This window comes from Cupriavidus sp. KB_39 (genome assembly GCF_052114485.1).
Lineage (GTDB): Bacteria > Pseudomonadota > Gammaproteobacteria > Burkholderiales > Burkholderiaceae > Cupriavidus.
Genome location: NZ_JBFREV010000004.1, coordinates 95,633 through 118,317 on the forward strand (window position 1 = coordinate 95,633; position 22,685 = coordinate 118,317).

The 22,685-nt window shown below is 67.0% G+C and carries 21 protein-coding genes; 12 read left to right on the top strand and 9 right to left on the bottom strand.

Annotated elements, in window-relative coordinates:
- Nucleotides 1-194: 194 nt before the first annotated feature.
- Both AB4Z27_RS04380 and AB4Z27_RS04385 read right to left on the bottom strand, forming a co-directional pair.
- Nucleotides 195-662, bottom strand: coding sequence for a hypothetical protein (locus AB4Z27_RS04380; protein WP_441643970.1), 468 nt, complete (start codon nucleotides 660-662; stop codon nucleotides 195-197).
- Between the two features lie 683 nt (nucleotides 663-1,345).
- Entirely contained in the window at nucleotides 1,346-1,924 is a 579-nt protein-coding gene (locus AB4Z27_RS04385) for a recombinase family protein (RefSeq protein WP_441643971.1), read from the bottom strand.
- A 424-nt stretch (nucleotides 1,925-2,348) separates the two neighbouring features.
- Between AB4Z27_RS04385 and AB4Z27_RS04390 the strand changes: the two genes are divergently transcribed.
- The 4 genes from AB4Z27_RS04390 to AB4Z27_RS04405 all read left to right on the top strand — a co-directional run bounded on the left by AB4Z27_RS04390 (nucleotide 2,349) and on the right by AB4Z27_RS04405 (nucleotide 5,754).
- On the top strand, nucleotides 2,349-3,011 hold the full coding sequence (locus AB4Z27_RS04390) for a hypothetical protein (RefSeq protein WP_441643972.1): 663 nt from the start codon (nucleotides 2,349-2,351) through the stop codon (nucleotides 3,009-3,011).
- A 2-nt stretch (nucleotides 3,012-3,013) separates the two neighbouring features.
- The gene (locus AB4Z27_RS04395) at nucleotides 3,014-4,216 is read left to right on the top strand and encodes a helix-turn-helix domain-containing protein (protein WP_441643973.1); all 1,203 of its coding nucleotides are present in this window, start codon (nucleotides 3,014-3,016) and stop codon (nucleotides 4,214-4,216) included.
- A 68-nt stretch (nucleotides 4,217-4,284) separates the two neighbouring features.
- Nucleotides 4,285-4,995 (top strand): DUF4145 domain-containing protein, encoded by a 711-nt coding sequence (locus tag AB4Z27_RS04400; protein ID WP_441643974.1) that lies wholly within the window; start codon nucleotides 4,285-4,287, stop codon nucleotides 4,993-4,995.
- 435 nt (nucleotides 4,996-5,430) lie between these two features.
- Nucleotides 5,431-5,754, top strand: a complete 324-nt coding sequence (locus tag AB4Z27_RS04405; RefSeq protein ID WP_092289840.1) for a YnfA family protein — start codon at nucleotides 5,431-5,433, stop codon at nucleotides 5,752-5,754.
- Between the two features lie 7 nt (nucleotides 5,755-5,761).
- Here AB4Z27_RS04405 and AB4Z27_RS04410 read toward each other — a convergent pair whose 3' ends face one another.
- The 3 genes from AB4Z27_RS04410 to AB4Z27_RS04420 all read right to left on the bottom strand — a co-directional run bounded on the left by AB4Z27_RS04410 (nucleotide 5,762) and on the right by AB4Z27_RS04420 (nucleotide 9,365).
- Entirely contained in the window at nucleotides 5,762-7,387 is a 1,626-nt protein-coding gene (locus AB4Z27_RS04410) for a rhodanese-related sulfurtransferase (protein ID WP_441643975.1), read from the bottom strand.
- Nucleotides 7,384-8,016, bottom strand: a complete 633-nt coding sequence (locus AB4Z27_RS04415) for a cysteine dioxygenase (RefSeq protein WP_092289844.1) — start codon at nucleotides 8,014-8,016, stop codon at nucleotides 7,384-7,386. The genes AB4Z27_RS04410 and AB4Z27_RS04415 overlap by 4 nt, the downstream gene beginning before the upstream one ends.
- A gap of 128 nt (nucleotides 8,017-8,144) precedes the next feature.
- Nucleotides 8,145-9,365 carry an acyl-CoA dehydrogenase family protein gene (locus AB4Z27_RS04420; protein WP_441643976.1) on the bottom strand — a complete coding sequence of 407 codons (1,221 nt, stop codon included), beginning with the start codon at nucleotides 9,363-9,365 and terminating at the stop codon, nucleotides 8,145-8,147.
- Nucleotides 9,366-9,566: 201 nt separating this feature from the next.
- Between AB4Z27_RS04420 and AB4Z27_RS04425 the strand changes: the two genes are divergently transcribed.
- The 6 genes from AB4Z27_RS04425 (at nucleotide 9,567) to AB4Z27_RS04450 (ending at nucleotide 15,560) form a co-directional block, all read left to right on the top strand.
- Nucleotides 9,567-10,658 carry an LLM class flavin-dependent oxidoreductase gene (locus AB4Z27_RS04425; RefSeq protein WP_092289847.1) on the top strand — a complete coding sequence of 364 codons (1,092 nt, stop codon included), beginning with the start codon at nucleotides 9,567-9,569 and terminating at the stop codon, nucleotides 10,656-10,658.
- A gap of 61 nt (nucleotides 10,659-10,719) precedes the next feature.
- Complete coding sequence (locus AB4Z27_RS04430) at nucleotides 10,720-11,754, top strand: ABC transporter substrate-binding protein (RefSeq protein ID WP_092289849.1); 1,035 nt, start codon at nucleotides 10,720-10,722, stop codon at nucleotides 11,752-11,754.
- Nucleotides 11,755-11,758: 4 nt separating this feature from the next.
- Nucleotides 11,759-12,811, top strand: a complete 1,053-nt coding sequence (locus AB4Z27_RS04435; protein ID WP_441643977.1) for an ABC transporter permease — start codon at nucleotides 11,759-11,761, stop codon at nucleotides 12,809-12,811.
- Nucleotides 12,805-13,617, top strand: a complete 813-nt coding sequence (locus tag AB4Z27_RS04440; RefSeq protein ID WP_092289852.1) for an ABC transporter ATP-binding protein — start codon at nucleotides 12,805-12,807, stop codon at nucleotides 13,615-13,617. Before AB4Z27_RS04435 ends, AB4Z27_RS04440 begins: the two co-directional genes overlap by 7 nt.
- Complete coding sequence (locus AB4Z27_RS04445; RefSeq protein WP_441643978.1) at nucleotides 13,617-14,795, top strand: c-type cytochrome; 1,179 nt, start codon at nucleotides 13,617-13,619, stop codon at nucleotides 14,793-14,795. The genes AB4Z27_RS04440 and AB4Z27_RS04445 overlap by 1 nt, the downstream gene beginning before the upstream one ends.
- 93 nt (nucleotides 14,796-14,888) lie before the next feature.
- Nucleotides 14,889-15,560: a hypothetical protein gene (locus AB4Z27_RS04450; protein ID WP_255370657.1), complete on the top strand. Its 672-nt coding sequence runs from the start codon at nucleotides 14,889-14,891 to the stop codon at nucleotides 15,558-15,560.
- On the opposite strand, the gene waaC is transcribed toward AB4Z27_RS04450, so the two are convergent.
- The gene (gene waaC, locus AB4Z27_RS04455; protein ID WP_441643979.1) at nucleotides 15,533-16,576 is read right to left on the bottom strand and encodes a lipopolysaccharide heptosyltransferase I; all 1,044 of its coding nucleotides are present in this window, start codon (nucleotides 16,574-16,576) and stop codon (nucleotides 15,533-15,535) included. The genes AB4Z27_RS04450 and waaC overlap by 28 nt on opposite strands.
- A gap of 159 nt (nucleotides 16,577-16,735) precedes the next feature.
- Nucleotides 16,736-17,335: a cysteine hydrolase family protein gene (locus AB4Z27_RS04460; RefSeq protein ID WP_092289858.1), complete on the bottom strand. Its 600-nt coding sequence runs from the start codon at nucleotides 17,333-17,335 to the stop codon at nucleotides 16,736-16,738.
- Nucleotides 17,336-17,417: 82 nt separating this feature from the next.
- On the opposite strand from AB4Z27_RS04460, the gene AB4Z27_RS04465 reads away from it, so the two are divergent.
- The gene (locus AB4Z27_RS04465; protein WP_092289860.1) at nucleotides 17,418-18,266 is read left to right on the top strand and encodes a LysR family transcriptional regulator; all 849 of its coding nucleotides are present in this window, start codon (nucleotides 17,418-17,420) and stop codon (nucleotides 18,264-18,266) included.
- A gap of 227 nt (nucleotides 18,267-18,493) precedes the next feature.
- The gene (locus AB4Z27_RS04470) at nucleotides 18,494-20,500 is read left to right on the top strand and encodes a diguanylate cyclase domain-containing protein (protein ID WP_255370658.1); all 2,007 of its coding nucleotides are present in this window, start codon (nucleotides 18,494-18,496) and stop codon (nucleotides 20,498-20,500) included.
- A gap of 65 nt (nucleotides 20,501-20,565) precedes the next feature.
- Here the strand turns inward: AB4Z27_RS04470 and AB4Z27_RS04475 are convergent, their stop codons facing one another.
- Together AB4Z27_RS04475 and AB4Z27_RS04480 are read right to left on the bottom strand one after the other, a co-directional pair.
- On the bottom strand, nucleotides 20,566-22,293 hold the full coding sequence (locus AB4Z27_RS04475; RefSeq protein WP_092290841.1) for an ABC transporter substrate-binding protein: 1,728 nt from the start codon (nucleotides 22,291-22,293) through the stop codon (nucleotides 20,566-20,568).
- A gap of 74 nt (nucleotides 22,294-22,367) precedes the next feature.
- On the bottom strand, nucleotides 22,368-22,676 hold the full coding sequence (locus AB4Z27_RS04480) for a DUF2160 domain-containing protein (RefSeq protein ID WP_149135621.1): 309 nt from the start codon (nucleotides 22,674-22,676) through the stop codon (nucleotides 22,368-22,370).
- Nucleotides 22,677-22,685 lie beyond the last annotated feature (9 nt).

The window sequence follows — 22,685 nt, forward strand, 5'->3', positions numbered from 1 at the left end:
TTGCGTGGGACGAATACAAATTGCCTATTCCCCGGTTACCCGGTCAGTCGGCGTTTCTCTTGTCTGTTTCGTAGGACGAAAACGAAATAGGGATTTGCGGAGGGCGAGCACGCAATGAAAAAGGGCCAGCCCGAAGACCAGCCCTTGAACTCAACGCGGCAGGGTTGGGAGCGTCGCGCTACCGCGCCCTCTGCTTACACAGGGACGAAGTGCGAGGCGTGGTGCCGTGCCGCCTCGTCCCCGGTGTCGTCCGTAATGACCAGCACATCCGCAATAACGGCCCGCACGCGGTACGTCCTGCCCATCGTCAGCCACTCATCGGCGTCTTCTACGTCAACGCACAGCACAGTGTCTCCGGCAGCGACGGCACGACGCGATTCTGCGGCCATCTCGTCCAGCCCATAGCGGTCCTCGGCCTCGTCATCGAACCCGGCCAGCATCGACGGTATCAACCCATGACCCTCCGGGCTCATGCTGGCGATGAAGTCCCGTGCGCACTTGTCCCGCCAATCCCGCAGCGTGCTGCCCGATGGCATAGCCTTGCGTGCGGCAGGCCAGTACTTCGCGCCGAACTGGCCGAGGCCGTAGGCGGCGTCGTGTTCGCCCTGGCTGTAGATGGGGAAATTGGAATGCTGACTTGTGTGGGTTACTGCGTGGCGCATAGTGCGACCTCCTTGGGATGGTTGGAGGCCCGCCGTGCACCGGCCAAGATGCGGGCGGCGAGCCGAAGGCGGGGTTGGCCGACCGGCCCCAAAGGATACCGGCACACCCGAAGGTGTCCCCGCCCCCGGCTCGCCATTGAAAGGGGGCGTGCGGAGACAGCGCACAGATGATAGCGCCGAGCATGGCGACTGTGCGTCTTTGGGTTACAGGCGGCCAAGCCCGATCGCGTTTGTCTACGCGAGGACCGCATCCTAGGCCGGCCCCGCCCCCCCTTTCAAGAGCGATCGATGTACCAAGCGCGGGTACATTTCCAGGCAGTAGCCACGGAGATTCCCCGCGCCGTCACACTGTAAGTATTCAGGGGGAATGAAGGAAACGGCTCTACTACGCGGGTTTCCGGGTAGGCGAAGTGAGGGAAATCCTCCGACCTTCGGCACGTGACAGCATCGCTTGTGTCAACTACCGAACATTTTTGTAACAGCGGCAGCGCGTTGCGCACAGCGGGGTGGGTGCCTTAACAATCTGTACGGGGTGGCCGCGCCCGGTCGCACCCGTGCTTGAGCTTTCATGCCGCCACAGCCCCAGGGCGAGCTATCCACGCTCTATTAGGTACGTAGTACCTATTGAGAAGTCCGAGAAAAGAGTGCGTACCGAGTACGCACCCTGCCCTCAGACTATCACCTCACCCCCTCAAGGCTCGCTTTACGGTGCTCTCGGACGTGCCGAAGTGCCGAGCAGTCTCTGCGATGCTGGCCTTGTTCTCGGAGCGCCATGCTGCGATGGAAGCGGCGTCATGCTCCACGGGTCGCCCAAGACTGACCTTACCCCGGTGCGTACGGCCCGTGGCCGCCAAGCTGGCCCGCGCCACGGCTCGGCCTGCCTCTGTGCGTTCCCGAATGCGCTCTCGCTCCAGCTCCGCCATCTGCGCCATGAGGGCCAGAAGTAGGCCACCCGCGCCCGTCGCGCTAATCTGGCCCAGCCCCCGGACTTCCACCGTCACACCCTTATCCAGGAGGACGCGCACGGTCTGCTGTACGTCGATGCTGTCCCGGCCAAGCCGATCGATGGCGTACACGTGCAGGCTGTCACCCTTGCGGATGAACTCAAGCAGCTTTGCAAAGCCGGGACGCTTCGCCGCTTGAGTTGCCCCGGACACGCCCTCGTCCATGAACTCGTGGTCAAAGCCCCCGCCTAGCGCAGCGCGCTGTGCCTCGATGGATTGGTCTGCGGTGGACACGCGGTAGTAGGCGATTCGGGTCATGGCTGCTCCGTTGGGCCAGAAGATACGCCGCATTCTGACCCACAGACCATAAGGTGTCAATCGTATCTTTTGACCCAAGAAAGAGAGGCCCGCCGCGCCCGGTTCATAACCGTGAACTTTTGGCCCAGCGGTTTGCGGCATTGGAGGCCACCCTGCCAAGCCTCGTCACTACGGCTAGGCGCGCGACACGTTTCATGCGGACGCGGGGGCTACGTGTTTCATGCGCGTGCCTGCGTCGATGCGCGGGCGCGTTGGGTGGGTGCATACGGGGGAAATCGGTCTCGTGCGCGCGGTGTGCAGCCGCGCAGAAATGCCAATCAAAATTCCGGCCATCAGCTTAATAACAGCTATACTAAGCAGCACTTCGATGCAAAACGAAGAAAAGATAGGGTCAAATCCGAGTCTCATGTAGATGGAGCGTCACTTGAACCTGCAAGTTGTCCAGCGTCCGATGAAGGACCAGCTTATCCAGTACATCGCGTCGCGGACGCCTGCCGTCTTTTTCCAGCGCGTGGTGGAAGAAATTGAAGCCGCACACTTTGCGGCGCACCAGCACGCCGGCACCTTCGAGGAACCGGAGCGATACCGCGTTCAGCCCCAATTGCAGCACTACCGTTCCAACGAGGCTCTGCGGAAGGCTGCAGTGGAAGCTGGGATGGAGGTTGCCGCCCCGCATACCGAACCCAAGGGTGAGCGGTTTAGCCTCGTTGCATGCGGCGAGATTCGCTACGGGCAGATTTGTGTGCCCTTCAATAACCGCACCCCTCGACAAGCGAAGCACCGTGAGGCAATTGCTGCTGTAAACGAGCCGCTTGAACCTGCCAACACCGATCTTTTCAGCGGTCCGACCGAGCCGATCCCTGACGGCCTGGGGTGCCTGATCGTCGCTGTCCGGCAGCACAGAAGAGAGTCGCAGTCGGTCCCCTTCGGTGTGATGGTAGGGGTGCCGTATACCAACCTGCGGGACTGGCACCTATTCGTCCCCGTCTCGGAAGTCATGGCTGCGTACCACCCAGCAGAACAAATTGAAGTGCCCGACTTGGCCTTCGCAACACTCAAGCGCCGCCTGCGCGGCTCTGAAAGCTAACAATGCGCACTGGAGTTACAGGCTTCCAGCCTGAGCGCCTGACACAGGCTCGCCTTTGCAAAGGACTAACGCAAACTGCGTTAGCGGCTAAGGTTGGGCGGTCGTCGGGCACAGTTTCGAAGTGGGAAAAAGGAGATCAGGTTCCCGAGGCAGACGCCCTGGAACGGATAGCCGAGGAACTTGGCATGCCCAGCTCATGGTTCCTTGCCAAGGTGCCAGAGTACGGTGACAAAGTTTGCTTCTACAGGAGCACTGCCGCCGTTACGAAAGAAGCTCAAACGATCGCGGACATCCGACTGAAGTGGTTGAACGAAATCAGCTTGGTGCTGCAAGAATGGGTAGATTGGCCGGCTATAAATGTCCCGCGTCTCGGCGCGAACGACCATCTCAAGATCACCGACGCGGACATTGAACAGGCGGCGGCAGAGTGCCGCCGCACGTGGAATTTGGGACTTGGTCCCATTTCGGATGTCGTTCTCGCAATGGAGAACGCTGGCGTTATCTGCGTACGTGAGGAGCTAGGCTTCACGCGCATGGATGGTGCCTCTCAATGGTTCGACACAGATGGCCGGCCATACGTATTCCTGGCTGCCGACAAGGCCAATGGTGTGAGAAGCCGATTCGATGCCGCTCACGAACTTGGACATCTTGTCTTGCATCGAGACATCGACAACATCGAGTTTCAGACGCGCTACCCGGAAATTGAACGCCAAGCGCACCTGTTTGCTGCGGCGTTCCTACTTCCCGCTGAGACGTTCGCGGCTGAATTGATTCGCCCCAGCCTAGATACTTTCGTCGCGCTAAAGGCTCGTTGGAAGGTGTCAATTGGCGCCATGATTATGCGGTGCAAACAACTCGACATTATTGACGAGGAGTACGCTGTACGCCTGTGGAAGAACTACAGTGCTCGCGGCTGGCGCAAAGGTGAGCCTCTGGATGAGCGCGTGGGCTTCGAGCAGATTCGCTTGCTCCCCCGAACCGTCAACCTGCTCCTCTCAGATGGCGGCTTGACCAAGGGCGGACTTCTGGACGCCATTGGTTTCGGCGCAGATGCGACTGAGCCTTTGTGCAGCTTACCCCCAGGCTTCTTCAGCCTTGAGTCAACGGTGGCTTCCCTAGATGCTGTGCGTCTTAAGAGAGATGCACCGCCGCTGGAACAGGGTCGTACCAACGCGCGAGTACTGGCTTTTCCATCTGCAAAGTAGTGGCGTCGCGGTGAACACGTCGAACTCGTTTGAAGGCAACACGCATCCACAGTAAGAAAGAGAGAAAAATGGCTTTTCCATGGCAATGCCCATACTGCGGTCATCATGCAACGATTCGCGGAGACAACTTCGCTCGATTCGCCAACCCGATCGATAAGAACGCCGTTGATGGTGAACTCGTGTTGCAGGTGGACGTCACTGTCTGCCCTAACGAACAGTGCAAGCAGTACGAAATCACCGCGACACTTCGGGAGCACGAAAGTTGGAGCAACGGTCATCCGACGCTTGGCGGCGATGAATTGCAGTTGTGGGAATTGCGTCCACAGTCCTCGGCCCGCCCCCTACCAGACTACATCCCAAAGGCAATCGCCGATGACTACCGCGAAGCCTGCCTCGTCCGAAATCTGAGTCCGAAGGCTTCGTGCACGCTTGCCCGAAGGTGCCTACAGGGCATGATTCGCGACTTCCACGAAGTTAAGCCGGGCAGATTGGTAGACGAAATCGCAGCGATAAAGGACAAAGTAGACCCCGTGACGTGGGACTCTATTGAGGCAGTCCGCAAGATAGGCAACATCGGCGCGCACATGGAGAAGGACATCGATCTGATTGTGGAGGTAGAGCCGGAAGAGGCTGGCCTGCTGATCGGCCTTATCGAGTCCTTGATCGATGATTGGTATGTCGCTCGCTACGAGAGGGCACAGCGGCACGCTGCCCTCCAGGCAGCAGCGGCACAGAAGGAGGCAGCACGGAAGGCCAGCCCGCAACCAGAAAAGACCTGATGCGAGGACATTTGCGGCCGCCTGTGTCCGGGTGCCTTCGGAAATTCTGGTGACACAGTCCGGGTACAGAGTGAGTGAAATCAGGGACTTACGATAGACGGTTCTCGCCGCTCTGCTGTTGACAGAAGCGCAGTAAGAGTGACATCCTACGGGTACAGGCTGCGGTGTCCCAAAGCAGTGAAAGTGCGGCATTCTGCTCAGCGGTAGAGCACTGGAAAGCGAGTAAGTCCTTGATTTTAAAGGACTTACGAAGCTGAATGGCGCTTCACACGGCAGGGGTCACAGGTTCAATCCCTGTACCACCCACCAGAATACGGTGACCAAAAAGGATCTGAGGCGAAAGCCCAGGTCCTTTTTGCTTTGGGGCGCCGCCGAAGTTGGATGCACGGTGCCCTCTGGCACAATCGCGCCATCCCGTCCGCTTYCCCTCCCTAAATGCTCCGCCTCACCCTTCTCTTCGCCATCACCGCTGTTGCCGAGATCGTCGGTTGCTACCTACCGTGGCTGGTGCTCAAGCAGGGGAAGAGCGCGCTGCTGCTAATCCCYGCCGCAATTTCCCTCGCCCTGTTCGCCTGGCTGCTAACCCTCCACCCCACCGCTGCCGGGCGGACGTATGCCGCCTATGGCGGCATGTATATCGTCGTGGCGCTGGTGTGGTTGCGGGTGGTGGATGGGGTGCGGCTGACGAGTTGGGATGTGGCCGGCGCGGTGGTGTGCCTTGCCGGCATGGCGTTGATTGCGTTGCAGCCGCGGGCTTAGCCCGTCGTCAAACCACCTCGAAGAAGTGCGTGCCGTCGCGGTCGAGTTGGGCGATGAGGCCGAATTCCCAGTCGAGGTAGGCCTGCATGGCGGCCGATGCGTTGTCGGTGCCTTCGTACGGGCGGCGGTAGCGGTCGGTTCTCGGCACGGCCAGGCGGGTTTCGCCGGATTCCAGCGGCAGGCCAGCGTCGATCCAGGCCGTGGTGCCACCTTCCAGCACCACCACCTGCGCCGATGTGAGCCGCTTCAGGTCCGCCGCCGCAAAGCGGGCGAGCTGGCTGGTGCCGCAGGTCAGCACATAGCGTTTTGCCGRAGGGATCGTCGCCAGCGCCTGCGCCAGTTGGGCGCGGATGGCAAACCAGGCGCCTGGGATATGGCGCTTGACGTAATTGGCGCTGGCCGTCACGTCGAGCACGGCGATGTCGCCCTCGCTCGCATCCTCTAGCCATTTCGCGAGTTCGGCTGGCGAGACGGAATCGACGGCATCCGCTTCCGGCACCRGCGCCGCCGACGTGCCGCGCTCGCTGCGAGCATGTTCGCCCGCCGGCTCCACCACGAATACTTCCCAGCCCATCTGCGCCAGCCACGAAGCCGTCATGTCGGCGCGCACGCCGTGGTCGTCGTCGGCCAGCACGATCCGTGCGCCGCGCACCGGGGCGCTGTGGTCGGTTTCCTGCACCAGCTGGCCGCCCGGCGCGCTGGCGAAGCCCGGCAGGTGGCCATCGGCRTATTCCTCGGGCGTGCGGACGTCGAAGCGGTACAGCGTCCGCCCCGGCTGGGCCAGCGTCGCCACGGCGTCGTGGGCAATCCGTTGCACGCCGGCCTTGTCGGCAATCGCCCGGGCGCCGCTACGGGCCCGCTCGCAGTGGGCGGCGTCCACCGCCACCGGCGCGCGCCGGCTGGCGCCGTGGTCGAGGGTCTGCCCCGCCAGCGTCCAGCCGATGGTGCCGTTGCGCAGCGCCGCCACCGGGTTCGGCAGGCCGGCATTGATCAAGGATTGCGTGCCGATGATGCTGCGCGTCCGGCCCGCGCAGTTCACGATGACCCGCGTCTGCGGGTCCGGCGCCAGTTCCCGCACGCGCAACACCAGTTCCGCGCCGGGCAGGCTGGTGGCCGTGGGGATGCTCATGGTCTGGTATTCGTCGAAGCGGCGCGCGTCCACGATGACCACATCGGCACGTTCGTCGATGAGCGCCTGCACTTCCTGCGCGGCCAGTGACGGCGTATGGCGCTTCGCCTCCACCAGCTCGCCGAACGACTTGCTCGGCACATTCACGTCGCGGAACACCTCGCCGCCGGCGGCGATCCAGGCCGCCAGCCCGCCGTCCAGCCGCGACACATCCGTATAGCCCAACCCGTGCAGCACCGCCGCCGCGCGCGGCGCCAGATCCTCACCGGCATGCTCGCCATAGACGACGATCCGCGTGTCGCGGCGCGGAATCCGTCGCCACGCTTCCAGTTCGAGCTTCGAGAGCGGGAAGTTCGCCGCCCAGAGCGGATGCTCCTGGGCGTAGGGGTCTTCCTCGCGCACGTCGATCAGCGCGATCTCGGCGCGGCCGAGCAGCGCCTGCCGCACGGACAGGCTGGAGACGGCGGGAAACACGGCGGGAATGACGGAGGGCAAAGCGGTCATGACGAAACGGGTTCCTTCGATCGATCCCAGGGATTGGGCAGGGTGGAATTGGAATAGCCGGAGATAAACGGCTTGCGCTCGCCCGCCTCCGGGTAGACGTGCCGCCGCACCGCGCCGATATTGGCGCCGTACACGTGGATGCTGATGGAGACGCGGTCCTCGTAGGCGTTGTGCACACGGTGGATGTCCCCCACCGTGGGCGACACCGCCTCYACGTGGCCCGGCTCCAGCCGCGTGGCCGCGCCGTCCAACTGCGGGCGGCCTTCGGCATCGATCCGGTACGGCTGCGAATACTCGGCCCCGCGCAGCATGCCAATCAGCCCCCAGACCGTGTGGTCGTGGATGGGCGTGCGCTGCCCCGGCCCCCAGACAAAGCTGACGATCGAGAACCGCTCGGCGGAATCGCAATGGAGCAGGACCTGCTGGTAGTACTCAGGGTGCGGCTGGGCGAAGGCGTCGGGCAGCCAGTCGTCGCGCGCCACCAGCGTGGCGAGCAGCGCGCCGCCTTCGGCCAGGATGCGGGGCTCATCGGGCTGCTGGTCGAGCAGCGCCGAGAGGCCGGTGATGAACTCGCGCAGCGGCGTGAGCGTACGCGCTGGGTGCGTGGGGTGTGTCAGGGCGTCGTGCATCCCGTGTCTCCTCGGTGGTCCGCGCGGTGATCCCGTTCGGTGGGCCGTCTGTGGATGGCGACGATCGCTGCGGCCCTGTCTCGAACAGCGGCCTTAAACATAGCACGAAGCCATCGTTCCGATATGGGTCAACCGGCCAGCGCGGCGCGGCCGGCGGCGGTCAGGATGGCGTCGTTCTGCGGCGTGTGGATGCGGCTGCAAAGCACATCGCGATAGTGCCGTTCGAGCGGATTGTTGCGGCTCAGGCCGTGATTGCCCGACAGCTGCAGCGCCAGCTCCACCGCCCGGATCGCATTGCCGGTGACGGTGTACTTCAGCAGCCCGCTGTCCGTCGCCGAGGCCRGCGTGCCGGCATCGGCCCGCGCGGCRGCATCGTCGAGCARCACCTGGTTGGTGCGCAGCAGCGCGGCGATCTCGCCGATGGTCTCCTGCACGCGCGGCAGGGTGGCGAGCGGCGCACCCAGGCTGCCCGGCGCGCGGTCCTGCACGAAGCTGCGGATCCAGTCGAAGCCGGCCCGCGCCACGGCGTCGTAGAGCGTGCCGAGCAGGCCCACCATCCACGCCTGCTGGTCGGCATTGGCRTCCACGTCGGCCTGGCTGGCCCCGGCTGGCGCCCAGGCCTCGGGCCGGCGGATGTCCACCGCATGGTCGAGCGGAATCCACACGTCCTCGAACACGGTTTCATGGCTGCCGGACGCGCGCAGGCCGAGGTGATTCCAGCTCTCCACCACGCGGATGCCCGGCGTGTCGGCCGATGGCTTCGGCACCAGGAAGATGCCCACGCGCGGCTCCGGCTCGTGCGTGCGGCCCCACACGGCCAGCCAGCGCAGCGCCGGAATGCCGGTGGTGTAGAGCTTGTGGCCGCGAATGCGCCAGCGGTCGCCAACGCGCGTGGCGACGGTGCCCGGCAGGCCGCCGCGCGCCGGCGAGCCGAGTTCCGGCTCCACGCGCAGCGAGTTGATCAGCGCGCCCTCTTCCACCGCGCTGGCGAAGACCTCGCGGCGCACCRCCTCGGGCCAGCGCGAATCGGCCCGGCCGATGGCGCGATGCTGGAGATAGGTCATGGTCAGGACMAGCGCCGTGGCCGGGTCGCCGGCCGCCACGGCCGCGATGATCCGGCGTGCCTCCGCCAGCCCCGCCCCACCACCGCCGTAGTCGCGCGGCACCRCCTGGGCGATCAGGCCATGTTCGTGCAGCAGCTCGAAGTTCGCGTGCGGGAAGCTGCCGTCTGCGTCATGGCGCGCGGCGGTGGTAGCCAGCCGGGCGGTCAGCGTCGCCAGCAACTCGGCCAGCCGGGGCTCGCTCGCAGGCAGGCGGCGCAGGGTGGTACGCGGGGAAGTCGAAGCCATGATGGGGGATCTCGGGAAAGCATCGTGCGATGAGTGCCGCATAGCGTACCGCGCGCCCGCCGCGCCGATAACGACGCATATCGCATATCGAGCGACGGTTTCTGCCGCATATCGAGCCGCGTTTTTATTCGTTTGGGGCCACCGCCCGCSGGGCGTACTTTGCTCGTCATTCCTGACACCGCCCGCAAGGAGGCCCGCGCCATGAGCGTCGATTTCATCGGCATGATCCAGAGCCAGAAGCAGTCCGAGATCCATCCGCCCTCGGGCCCCGTGATCGACCGCGACTATGTGCGCGCGTTCGCCCAGGCCCATGAGCAGGCCGGGTTCGACCGCGTCCTGGTGCCGCACCACTCCACCGGCCCGTCGGCCACGCTGACGATTGCCTACGCGGCGGCCGTGACCGAGCGCATCCACTTCATGCTGGCGCACCGCCCCGGTTTCACGGCGCCGACGCTGGCGGCGCGCCAGATCGCCACGCTCGACCAGTTCAGCGGCGGCCGGTTGGGGGTGCACTTCATCTCGGGCGGCTCCGACAGCGAGCAGGCGCGCGACGGCGATTTCCTCGATCACGACCAGCGCTACGCGCGCACGGACGAGTACCTGGGCATCCTGCGGCGCATCTGGACCGAGGACAAGCCGTTCGACCACGACGGCGAGTTCTACCGCTTCACGCAGGGCTTCTCGGAGGTCAAGCCGGCCCAGAAACCGCATGTGCCGATCTACTTCGGCGGCGCGTCCGAGGCGGCGCTGACCGTGGCGGGCAAGCATGCCGATGTCTACGCGCTGTGGGGCGAATCGCTCGACCAGGTGCGCGAACTGACTACCCGCGTGCGGGCGGAAGCCGCCAAGCACGGGCGCGAGGTGCGCTTCTCGGTGTCGTTCCGCCCGGTGCTGGCGGAGACCGAAGAGAAAGCGTGGGCGCGTGCCGACAGCATCCTCGAACGGACCCGCGCGCTGCGCGTGCAGGCCGGCTACAGCCGGGGCGGCCCGCAGCAGAGCGAAGGCGCGCGCCGCCTGCTGGCCGCCGCCGAACAGGGCGATCGCGTGGACCAGCGCCTCTGGACCGCCATCGCCCGCGAGACCGGCGGCCGCTCCAACTCCACCGGGCTGGTCGGCACGCCCGAACAGGTGGCGGAGGCCCTGCTGGCTTACTACGACGTCGGCGTGACCACCTTCCTGATCCGCGGCTTCGACCCGCTGGAGGACGCCATCGACTACGGCCGCGAGCTGATTCCACGCGTACGGGAGCTGGTGGCACGCCGCGATGCGGAAGCCAGCCGCAAGGCCGCCTGAGGCCGCCTGAGGCCACCTGCGCCTGCGCCCAACAACAACGAAAACGGGGAGTTYCMACACCATGAGCCAATCCAACGAATCGAATCCGCCCAACCTGCCGCAGCCCAACACCCGCCGACGCGGCGTGCTGCGGCTGGCCGGCAGCGCCGCCCTCGCCGCCCCGGCGCTGATCCTGGGCCGGCAGGCGTGGTCGGCGCCGCGCAAGCTCACCTTCGCGTGGAACCAGAATTCGTTCTGCCTGACGCCCATCGTGGTGGCGCAGGAGCGCGGCTTCTTCGAGAAGAACGGCCTGCAGGTGGATCTGATCAACTACAGCGGCTCCACGGACCAGCTGCTGGAGTCGATTGCCACCGGCAAGGCGGATGCGGCGGTGGGCATGATCCACCGCTGGCTCAAGCCGCTGGAAGCCGGCTTCGACGTCAAGATCATCGGCAGCTCCCACGGCGGCTGCGTGCGGCTGGTGGGGGCCAAGGCGGCGGGGGTGACCAACCTCCAGGCGCTCAAGGGCAAGACCGTGGGCGTGAGCGACCTGGCCGCACCAGGCAAGCACTTCTTCACGATCCTGCTGGCCAAGAATGGCATCGACCCCGACCGCGACATCACCTGGCGCCAGTACCCGGCCGACCTGCTCGGCGTGGCCGTCGACAAGGGCGAGATCCAGGCGATTGCCGATGGCGACCCCAATCTCTACCTGCTGGAGAAACGCACCAACGGCGCCTACGTGGAGCTGGCCACCAACCTGACCGGCGAGTACGCGCGCAAGGTCTGCTGCGTGGTCGGCGCCCGGGGCGATCTGGTCCGCAACGACAAGCCGGCCGCCGCCGCACTCGCGCGGTCCATCGTGCAGGCCACGGATTTCGTCAACGAGAACCCGAACGAGGCCGCGAAGATCTTCGCCAAGTACTCGCCCAAGATCAGCCCGGACGATCTGCGCAAGCTCTACGCCACGCTGACCTACACCCACCACCCCACCGGCGTGGACCTGCAGGAGGAAATCGCCTTCTATGCCGACGACTTCCGCAAGATCGGCGTGCTGAAGAAGTCCACCGACGCGAAGCGGCTGGCGCAGCACGTCTACGCCAACGTACTGGGATGATGCGATGACCACAACGAGTCCCTCCACGCTCGACACCCGGCATGCCTCGCTCGCCGCYAACGCGCCACGCCAGGCCGCCGTGGCCCGGCCGGGCCGCCTCTGGCCCACCGGCCTCCTGGCCGCGCTGGCCTGGGCCGCGTTCGGCGCCATCACCTGGCGCTGGCCGAACAAGGTGGCCGGCTTCACCGACTGGGCCTACACCGAGGAACTCGGCATCGCCGCGCTGGTGGTCGCTGCCGCGCTGGCCGGGCTGGCGCTGGCGGGATCGCGCCTCCCCCCGCTGCACCGCAYGCTGGCCACCCTGCGCCCCACCGGGCCGTGGCTGGTGGCGTTGCCGCTCGGCTTCCTCGGCTGGGAAATTCTCACCGCCAAGGCCGCGCTGCTGCCCACGCCGTTCTTCGCGCCGCCGCAGGCCCTGATCGAGGTCTATGTGGATGACTGGCGCCGCCTGGGCGACAGTGTCCTCAACACCATCCGCCTGCTGGGRCTGGGCGTGGCCTATGGCGGCGTGGCGGGCTTCCTGATCGGCGTGTCGATTGGCTGGTCGCGGCGCATCGGCTACTGGGTGCACCCGGTGCTGCGCGTGCTGGGTCCGCTGCCCTCCACCGCCCTGCTGCCGCTGACCTTCTACTTCTTCCCGTCGAGCTACTCGGCCGCCGTGTTCCTGATTGCGCTGGCCACCGCGTTCCCCGTGGCGGTGCTCACGTGGTCCGGCGTGGCGAGCGTCAACAAGAGCTATTACGACGTGGCGCGCACGCTGGGCGCCTCCGGCTGGTTCCTGGTGCTGCGCGTGGCGATTCCGGCCGCGCTGCCGCAGGTCTTCGTCGGCCTGTTCATGGGGCTGGGCGCGTCRTTCTCKGTGCTGGTRACGGCCGAGATGATGGGCGTGAAGTCCGGGCTGGGCTGGTACCTCACCTGGGCGCAGGGCTGGGCTTCGTACGTGAACATGTACGCCGCGCTGATCGTGATGGCGCTGCTGTTCTCGAGCGTCATCACGCTGTTGTTCGCCGTGCGCGACCGCGCGCTCTCGTGGCAGAAAGGAACTGTGAAATGGTAGCCGTGCTGGAACGTGAACCCGTGGCGGAAGCACCGGCRGCCCAGGCCAGCGCCGGRGCSCGCATCGACATCCGCAACGTCAGCCATGACTTTGGCGATGCCGGCCAGCGCCTGCCCGTATTGGACAACGTGAACCTGAGCGTGGCGCCCGGCGAGTTCGTGGCGCTGCTGGGGCCGAGCGGCTGCGGCAAGTCCACGCTGCTGCGGCTGGTGGCGGGGCTGGATGCGCCCACGTCCGGCCAGATCCTGCAGGACGGCACGCCGATCACCGAGCCCGATCCGTCGCGCATCGTGGTCTTCCAGGACCCCACGCTCTTCCCGTGGCGCCGCGTGCGCGCCAACGTGGCGCTCGGCCTGCAGGCACGCGGCATCGCCCGGCAGGAGGGGCATCGCGTGGACGAGGCGCTGCGGCGCGTGGGGCTGGAAGCCTTCGACCGCGCGTTTCCGCACCAGCTCTCCGGTGGCATGGCGCAGCGCGTGGCGCTGGCCCGCGCGCTGGTCAACGACCCGCGCCTGCTCGTGCTCGACGAACCGCTCGGCAAGCTGGACTCCCTGACGCGCCTGACCATGCAGAGCGATCTCGTCGAACTGTGGCAGCGCGCGCGGTTCTCGGCCCTGCTGGTCACGCACGATGTGGAGGAGGCGCTGTTCCTGGCCCAGCGCGTGATCGTCTTCAGCCAGCGGCCGGCGCGCATCACGGCGGAGATCGTGGTGGACCTGCCCTACCCGCGCCATCGCGGCGATCCGCGCCTGACTGCGCTGCGSCATGAAGCGCTGCGCCATCTGGGGCTCGATGCCAGCTGGTGATGGGTGCTTCGGTCTGGCTCAACAACCTGCTGGCGGGGCTGCAGGCGGCRCAGCTTGCGCTGCTGCGGCTCTGCCACGCGCTGGGCCTGACGGGCGATAGCCACGGCCAGCCGGCGTGGCCGTGGGCACGGCGCATTGCCGGCGAGACACTGCTGATCGATCCCGGGCTGGCCCGGCAACTGGCGTGGAGCCTCGTGGCGATGGCATTCGCGCTGCTCGCGCTGATGTTGGCGCTGGCATGGCGACGGGGCCGGCTGGCCTCGTTCGGCGCCGGCGCGCTCGCCCTGATCCTCGCTCCATGGCCGGCGCCCGACCTCGTCCTCGGCCCCGCCGCCCCCACCAGCTTCCACGTCAGTCCTACCCGCTTCGCCGTGGCCTCCATCGCGCGGGGTGAACGGGTCTATACCCGGCACTGCGCGGCCTGCCATGGCGACGATGGCCGGGGCGAGGGGCCGCTGGCGGCGTCGCTGTCGCGCTGGCCGCCGACGCTCGCCGGCCCGCTGCTGGGCCGCCGCGCCGATGGCGARCTGTTCTGGCATATCGTGGCCGGCATGCGSGGCCGCGAYGGCCARCCGACCATGCCCGCGTTCGGCGCCACGCTGGGCGACGCCGATGTCTGGGCCGTCATCGACTATATGAARGCGCTGTCCGCCGGCACCGGCGCGCGCCTGCAGGGGACGTGGCCCACGGCGCTGGCCCTGCCGGACATGCCCGTGCAATGCGAAGGCGCGGCGCCCCGCTCGCTGGCCGACTGGCGCGGGACGCAGCGGGTGCGGCTGGTGGCCGTGGATAGCCGCGCGGCGCTGCCGATGGAGGACCCGCGCTTCCTGACCCTGCTGGTGACGCCGGATGGCCACGCGCCCGCCGAGGTGCCGCAGTTCCGGGCCGGCTGCGTCGCCGCCGCGTCCGAGGCGTGGGCGGTGATGGCGCGCATTGCCGGCGTGTCCCCGGCGGCCTTGCCGGGCACCGCCCTGCTGAGCGACCGCCAGGRCTGGCTGCGGGCCCGAGGGGCGCCGGGGCAGGCCGCGTGGCGCGAATCGGACCTGCTGTGCACGTCCGGGGGACCGCGCCAGTCTCCGGATCCATCGGTCGATGCCCCCGTCGATGGCCTGACCGCCCTGCTGCTGCGCATGGACGCCGAGCCGGTCCGCTTCATCAAGGGCGGCTTCGTCCATTAGCCCGGGGGCTTTTGCACTTTCAGAATCGTCTCAAAGACAGCAGCGGGCGCCGTGCTTACCGTGGGGGTTCCGTCCCACCACAAAGCACCGCGCATGTCCCTYGATGTCCTTCCCGATGAAATCACCCTGCAGGCCGTCTCCGGCCGGACGCTGACGTGGACCGGCCACTACGCCGTGTCCGCCGGCCTGTTCGAGATCCGGCCGCCCCGTATTCCGCGCGACGCGCGCCCCGTGTTCGACGAGGATCTTGACTGCATCATCGGCTACCAGCGCAGCTTTGGCGGCTGCTATCAGTTGTACGACCTGAACGGCGACATGACGGCGATCTGGGAGGGGCTGCGGGACACGGTGCCGGTGGAGAAGCGCGACCCCATGCTGGTGGTGGGCGGCCTGTGGGCGGCCAATGTGCGCGGCCTGACCGCGCTGGCGCTGCCCGGCATCGGCTCGGCCATGGCCCCGACCACGCTGGCCCTGCTGCGCAAGCGCTTTTCCGGGCTGGCGGCCGCACCGCTGCTGTTCACGGCCGCCGCGCACACCACGATGAACGATGCGCACCGCTTCGTGCCGGTGCATATCCTGCGGCTGGCCATGCGCCACGGGGACCGCATCCAGCCGCCGCCCGGTGTGCCCGGCGCGGCGCGCTACCTGGCCCGGATGGCGATCCGGCGGCGGCCCTGCATGCTGGATGTGGTGACGACCCATGGCAACGCCACGATCGTCCAGTTCGAGTACTGGTCCTACGCGGACACGTTGCCGGCGGCCTGATGCGACGGACCCGACTGACCCGMCTGACCCGCCTGACCCGCCTGACCCGGCAGCTTGGGCGCCACGGAGTCGATGGCGGCCAGCACGGCCTCCACCGAGGGCGGCTTGCCCTGGTCGCCGATCGACACCGACTGGCCCGGCTTCTGCACGCCGAAGTGCTCGCACGAAGTGGCCGTGAAGATCATCACCGTGGGCTTGCCGAGCGCGTCGGCCAGATGGACAAAGCCGGTGTCCATGCCGACGACCAGCGCGGCGGCGTCCAGACGCTGCGCCACCTCGGTGATCGACATGCGCGGCAGCACCTCGGCGTCCGGAATCGCGGCGGCCAGCGCGCGGGACTCCTCGTGCTCCTTCTCCGAGCCCCACGGCAGCTGCACGCGGAACCCGCGCGCCGCCAGCGACTGGCCCACCGCAATCCAATGGGCCTGCGGCCATTTCTTGATTTCGGCGGAGGTGGCATGGAACAGCATCGCGCGCGGCACGCCGTCCGTGTTCAGCGGGGTGGCCGGGGCCGGTATGCGCAGCGCGTTGGTCTCGGCTTCGGGATAGGTGTAGCCCAACGCGTTGGCCGTCACCAGCCGCATCTTTTCGCGGCAGGTGGCGTTGCCATGCGGKCCGAAAATGTCGGTGTAGGCGAATTCGGCCTTCGCCTCSCCCAGGAATTCGGCGGCGTAGCCGAAGCGGCGCGGCGAGCGGGCCAGCCGGGCGACGATCGCGCTCTTGTAGACGCCATGCACGTCCACCACGACGTCGTACTTCTCGCGGCGCAACTCACGCACGGCGCGCAGGATGCCGCGCAGGTCCTTCCACTTCTTGCCGTTCTTCTTGAACTGCCGCAGCGGCGGCGCAATCACCCGGTCTACGCCGATGGCCCAGCGCGGAATGTCCGCGCACGAGGCGTCGGCCACCCAGTCGATGGCGGCGTCGGGATAGGCGCGGCGCAGGTCGGACACCAGCGGCAGCGTATGCACCATGTCACCGAGCGAGGTGATCTTGATCAGCAGGATTCGCTTCATGAAATCGGGGGCAGCGGATGGGCGCGCGGGCGATGGGGCCCGGGGCGCGAAGGCGCTAGTATGCCTGAGCCGCCCGGGCGGGCCGCGGTCGGACCTGCCATCCACACCCCCTACGCGCCCGGGGCGTCACAGGGCCAGTTCGCCCAGCCCGGCTCCCCCCTATTGCCAGACCGAGGCGTCCGGCACCACCGTGGCGAACCGGTCATTCAGCGCCGCCAGCGTGACCCGGTGCAGTTCGGCAGCTGCCAGCGGCTCCCCGCCGAGCGGATCGGGCAAATCCCGCGTGGCGCAGGCGCTGGCCACCAGCGTGACGCGGTAGCCGTGGTCGAGCGCCGACCGCACGGTGGCGCTGACGCACATATGGGTCTGGAAGCCGGCCACGATCAGTTCCTTTTTACCCAGCGCGGCCAGCCGGGCGTCCAGCTCGGTGCCGGCGAAGCTGTTCGGCAGCTGCTTGACCACGGTTTCCTCGCCAGGCGCGGGCTGGAGCCCCTCGATGATCGCGGCATACGGGCCGGCCGGGTCGAACGCGCCGCCGGCCTTGCCGTGATGCACCACATGGATCACCGGCGTGCCGTGGGCACGGGCGCGCGCCAGCAGGTCGGCACAGGCCGCCACGGCCTCGGGCATGCCGGTCAGCGGCAGCTTGCCATCGATGTATTCGCGCTGATGGTCGATCAGGACCAGCACGGCGGCTTCCCAGGCGGCAGGGGTGCGGCTGGCACCGGCGGCGTCGAGCAGCGTGAAGGGCGCGGACATGGGGCGGTTCTCCTGGTTGGGTATGCACGCAGCGTAGGGCAGGCTATGCTGTGCGCCAATTCGCCACGAACTCACACTCACTGTGCAAAAAAGCACAATCTCCTGGGACGACCTGCTCACGCTTTCCACGCTGATCCGGGCCGGCAGCTATTCGGCCTGCGCGCGGGAACTGGACATTACCCACGCCACGGCGATCCGACGCATCCGCCGGCTGGAGGCGGCGCTCGGCAAACCCGTGGCCACGCGCACCGACGGCACCTTCGTGCTGACCAGCGTGGGCCGCAATGCGCTGACGGCGGCGCGGCAAATGGAGCAATCGGCCGACCGCCTGCTGCGCGAGATGGAAGGCGCGAGCGCGGGGGTGTCTGGCGTGGTCCGTGTGGCGACCACGGCGGCGCTCGGCAGCGACTTCCTGACGCCCCGGCTGCCGTCGCTCTACGCGCAGAACCCCGATATGGAAGTCCGGCTCGAGGTGGACAACCGCGTCACCAGCCTCGCCCGGCGCCGCGCCCATATCGCCGTGCGGCTGAACCGCCCGCACGAGGGCGAACTGGTGGCCCAGCGCGCCGGCACGCTGCGCTTCGGGCTCTATGCCTCCGCACGCGGGCCGGTGGCCGACGACGCGCCGCTATGCGGCCTGCTCGACGAAGGCTTCACGCTCCCCGAAGTGGCGTGGCCGCAGTCCCTCGGCCGGCCGTTCTCGTTCCAGTCCAACAGCCTGCTTGGGGTGCGCGCCGCCGTGCGCGCCGGGCTCGGCATCGCCCTGCTGCCCCACTTCCTGGCCCACGACGATCCGGCGTTGCAACTGGTGCGCGAGGTGCCCGAGGTGATACGCGAGGTCTGGCTCGCCTACCCTGCCGAATTCCGGGGCGCCTCCCGCTTCCGGCCCGTGATCGACTGGCTGGCGGACACCCTCGCCGACTGCCCTTAACGCAACAACGCGCACCCCGGTCCACCATCGCCTGTTGCATCGGCACGACCCACGCGGCGCATGCGCCACCTCGTGTGGCATGCCGCACCAGATTGCCGAAAAGGCCGTCCGGCGCGGCCCTGCGGTCTGCTACGCTACGAATCGGTTGCCAGCCAAGGGGCGGGGGTTGTGGATCAAAGCCCGGCAGCCGATAAAACGGGTTCAGTGCAAATACCAAGAAGAGATTCATGCGGCACTCCTTGAAGTACCGGATGGCGATCGCCGCAGCCGGCGTGGTCACGGTCATTCTCGTGACGCGCGCTTGCTACGCCCAGTTCTATGCCTATGAAAGCCTGAAGACGCTGCTTCAGGCGCAGCAGGACACACTGGTCAAACTGGTCGCCGGCCAACTCGACGAAAAACTCGAATCCCGTGAGGTGGTACTGCGCCGCCTCGCGCGCACACTTGCGCCCCATCTGGACGAGACCCCGCGCCAGCAGTCGGCCCTGGCTACCGACGCTGTCGATATGCCCGAGAGCTTCAACGCCGTGTTCCTGGCCCGCCCGGACGGCACGCTCTCGTTCAGCACCGCCGTGCCGGAAGGCGTAAAGATGACCGTGGGCGAGCGCGACTATTTCCGCGCCATCGAACGTGGCGCCTCGTTCGCCGTGTCGGACCTGCTGCAGGGCAAGCACTCTGCCGCGCCGGGCGTCATCCTCGCCGTGCCGATGCGCGATACGGACGGCAAGCTGCGCGCCGTGGTGGGCGGCGTGCTGAACCTGTCGGCCAACAACTTCCTGCGCGAACTGGCGCACAGCCGCGTGGGCGTGACCGGCTACTACTGCCTGGTCTCCGCCGGCGCCAATCCGCGCTACGCGCTGCACCCCGAGGCGGACCGCGTGCTGGCGCCGGCCCATGCCCTCGGCGAAATGTGCGGCGCCGAGCAGGCCGAGTCCGACTGGGAAGTCTTCTGGCCCACTCAGCCCATCGTGTCGCGCTACCTGCTGTCGTCGAATGGCTGGGAGGTGGTAGCGGTGCTTCCGGCGGAGGAAGCCTATGCCCCGCTGATCGACGTCCGCCAGCGCACGGTCGTGATCGGCTTCTTTTCCCTGCTGATTACCGCCGCGCTGATGTGGCTGGTGATTCGCCGCCTGCTTGCCCCGCTCGAGCACCTGCACCGCACGGTGCGCCAACTGGCGATGCAGCCCGCCGCCGTCTCGGACCTGCCGGTGCGGCGCGACGACGAGATCGGCGAACTGGCCGGCTCATTCGCCGAGGTGCTGCACCAGCTTTCCGAGCGAGAGGCCGCGCTGAAGGCCGCCAAGGACCGTGCCGCCGCCAGCGAGAAGCGGATCGAGGCGATTGCCAACCATGTGCCGGACTTCGTCGCCTTCATCGACGTCAACGAACGCTTCGCCTTCGTGAACCAGGCCTACGCGCGCCACTTCGGCCTCCCTGCCGATCAGGTGGCCGGGCTGTCGCTGCGTGAGCTGTGGGGCACGCCGGAATATGTGGCGAATGCGCCCTATCTTGAAGAGGCCCGCGCCGGACGCGTGACCACCTTTACCCGCGAGTCGGCCGATGGGCTGGCGTGGGAGGTCACCTACCAGCCGGCGTGGAACGACGCCCAGGACACGGTGTCCGGCCTGCACATGTTCGCGCGCGACGTGACCGGGGAGCGCCAGAAGCTGCGCTCGCTGGAGGCACAGACCCTGTCCGACCACCTGACCGGCCTGCTCAACCGCAAGGGCTTCGATCGCCGGCTCAACGAGACCATGGCCCGCGCCGATGCCGGCGGCCACCGCGCGGCGCTGCTGCTGGTGGACCTGGACGACTTCAAGGCGGTGAACGACACCTACGGCCACCCGGTGGGCGACCGCCTGCTGGTGTCCTTCGCCGAACGGCTCGCCACCTGCGTGCGCAAGGGCGACGCGGTGGCCCGCATCGGCGGCGACGAGTTCGCCATCATCCTGGACAACGTATCGAACCCGGCCACCGTGGAACGGATTGCCCAGACCGTGGTGCAGGCCGCGCTGCGGCCCTTCCCCGTGGATGGCCTGACGCTCGTCTCCACGGCCAGCGTGGGCAGCGCCATCCATCGACCGGATACCGGCTCGTCGGTCAGCGAGTTGTTCATGCGGGCCGACATGGCGCTCTACGAGGCCAAGCGCCACGGCAAGGCCCGCCATGCCGCGCCGAATTGCGCGCCGGTTGGTGCCCCAACCGCCCCCGCCGGCGCGATGTCCGGAACCTGAAACGGAACGGTGGCGCCCCAACCGCTGGCGCCACCGTCCCTCCCCCCTACCGACTCACCGGTGCATCACCGCACGCGGCCTTCCTTCCACGCCTGGAGCAGCTTGTCATAGGCGATGGTCTCGCCCTTCGGCTTCTCGTTGTCCAGCTTCTTCCAAGGCGCGTGCTCGGTGCTCAGCCACTTGGCCGGGTCGCTCTTGGGGTTCAGCTTGGGCGCACAGTTGGTCATGCCGGCGCGCTGGAGCCGCGCCATYACCTGATCCATCTCCTCGGCCAGGTTGTCCATGGCCGCCTGCGGGGTCTTCTCGCCCGTCACCGCCGTGGCCACGTTCTTCCACCAGAGCTGGGCCAGCTTCGGGTAGTCGGGCACGTTGGTACCGGTCGGCGTCCAGGCCACGCGGGCCGGGCTGCGATAGAACTCGATCAGGCCGCCGTACTTGGCCGCGTTCTTGGTCAGGTAGTCGGTGTTGATGTCGCTCTCGCGGATAAAGGTCAGGCCCATCAGCGACTTCTTCAGCGAGACCGACTTGGCCGTCACGAACTGGGCGTAGAGCCACGCGCCCGCCAGGCGGTTGGGGTCGGTGTTCTTGAAGAAGGTCCAGGAGCCCACGTCCTGGTAGCCGTTCTGCATGCCCTGCTTCCAGTACGGCCCATATGGCGACGGCGCCATGCGCCACTTGGGCGAGCCATCGGCATTCACCACCGGCAGGCCCTTCTTGGTCATGTCCGCCGTGAAGGCCGTGTACCAGAAGATCTGCTGGGCGATCTGGCCCTGCGCGGGCACAGGGCCGGCTTCGGAGAAGGTCATGCCCATGGCCTGCTGCGGGGAGAACTTCTTCATCCATTCGATGTACTTGGTCAGCGCGTAGACCGCCGCCGGGCTGTTGGTGGCGCCGCCGCGTGAGACCGAGGCGCCTACCGGCGTGCACTTGTCCTCCGCCACGCGGATGCCCCACTCGTCCACCGGTATGCCGTTGGGCAGGCCCTTGTCGGCGGTGCCGGCCATCGACAGCCAGGCGTCCGTGAAGCGCCAGCCGAGCGAGGGGTCCTTCTTGCCGTAGTCCATGTGGCCGTAGACCTTCTTGCCGTCCAGCTCCTTCACATCGTTGGTGAAGAAGTTGGCGATGTCCTCGTAGGCCGACCAGTTGGTCGGCACGCCGAGGTCATAGCCGTACTTGGCCTTGAACTTGTCCTGCAGGTCCTTGCGGGCGAACCAGTCGGCGCGGAACCAGTACAGATTGGCGAACTGCTGGTCGGGCAGCTGGTACAGCTTGCCGTCCGGCGCCGTGGTGAACTTGGTGCCGATGAAGTCCTTCACGTCGAGGCCGGGATTGGTGAATTCCTTGCCGGCGCCGTTCATATAGTCGGTCAGCGGCAGGATCGCGCCATAACGGTAGTGGGTGCCGATCAGGTCCGAATCGGAGATCCAGCCGTCGTAGATCGACTTGCCGGACTGCATCGACGTCTGGAGCTTCTCCACCACGTCGCCTTCCTGGATCAGGTCGTGGTTGACCTTGATGCCGGTGATTTCCTCGAACGCCTTGGCCAGCGTCTTGGACTCGTATTCATGCGTGGTGATGGTCTCCGACACCACATTGATCTGCGTCACACCCTTGGCCTTGAGCTTGGCGGCGGCGTCGATGAACCACTTCATCTCGGCCATCTGCTTGTCCTTGGCCAGCGACGACGGCTGGAACTCGTTGTCCACCCACTTCTTCGCGGCGGCCTCGTCGGCTCGCGCCCCGCCGCATGCCAGCGTGGCCGCCATGGCCAGGGCCGACATCCCCAACTTCACGTGCACTTTCATCAGTGTCTCCTATTGGAATAATGGAATGATGGAACGGCAACGACTGCGCGCGCCGGCGGGCGTCAGCCACGGCGCATGACCACAAGCAGCACCACGGCCGCGATGGCCGCGCTGATCCAGATCGACGGTTCCTCCGCCAGCCCGAACCAGGTCTGCATCTTCTCGCCCAGCCCTACCCAGGCCAGGTTGATCCACGCGGCGAACATCAGCCCGATGAACAGCCGGTCGCCGCGCGTGGTGGCAATCGGCAGGAAGCCCTTGCGCATGACCGTGGGGGAGCGCGCCTCCCAGACCGTCATGCCGATCAACATCACCACCACCAGCGCGAAGAACACCGCCACCGGGGTGGTCCAGACCATCCAGCTCAACATGTGACGAAC

Coding starts and splice junctions, on each gene's coding strand:
- AB4Z27_RS04380 (WP_441643970.1), bottom strand. CDS start 662: ATGCGCCACGCAGTAACCCACACAAGTCAGCATTCCAATTTCCCCATC.
- AB4Z27_RS04385 (WP_441643971.1), bottom strand. CDS start 1,924: ATGACCCGAATCGCCTACTACCGCGTGTCCACCGCAGACCAATCCATC.
- AB4Z27_RS04395 (WP_441643973.1), top strand. CDS start 3,014: ATGCGCACTGGAGTTACAGGCTTCCAGCCTGAGCGCCTGACACAGGCT.
- AB4Z27_RS04400 (WP_441643974.1), top strand. CDS start 4,285: ATGGCTTTTCCATGGCAATGCCCATACTGCGGTCATCATGCAACGATT.
- AB4Z27_RS04425 (WP_092289847.1), top strand. CDS start 9,567: ATGAGCGTCGATTTCATCGGCATGATCCAGAGCCAGAAGCAGTCCGAG.
- AB4Z27_RS04430 (WP_092289849.1), top strand. CDS start 10,720: ATGAGCCAATCCAACGAATCGAATCCGCCCAACCTGCCGCAGCCCAAC.
- AB4Z27_RS04460 (WP_092289858.1), bottom strand. CDS start 17,335: ATGTCCGCGCCCTTCACGCTGCTCGACGCCGCCGGTGCCAGCCGCACC.
- AB4Z27_RS04470 (WP_255370658.1), top strand. CDS start 18,494: ATGCGGCACTCCTTGAAGTACCGGATGGCGATCGCCGCAGCCGGCGTG.
- AB4Z27_RS04480 (WP_149135621.1), bottom strand. CDS start 22,676: ATGTTGAGCTGGATGGTCTGGACCACCCCGGTGGCGGTGTTCTTCGCG.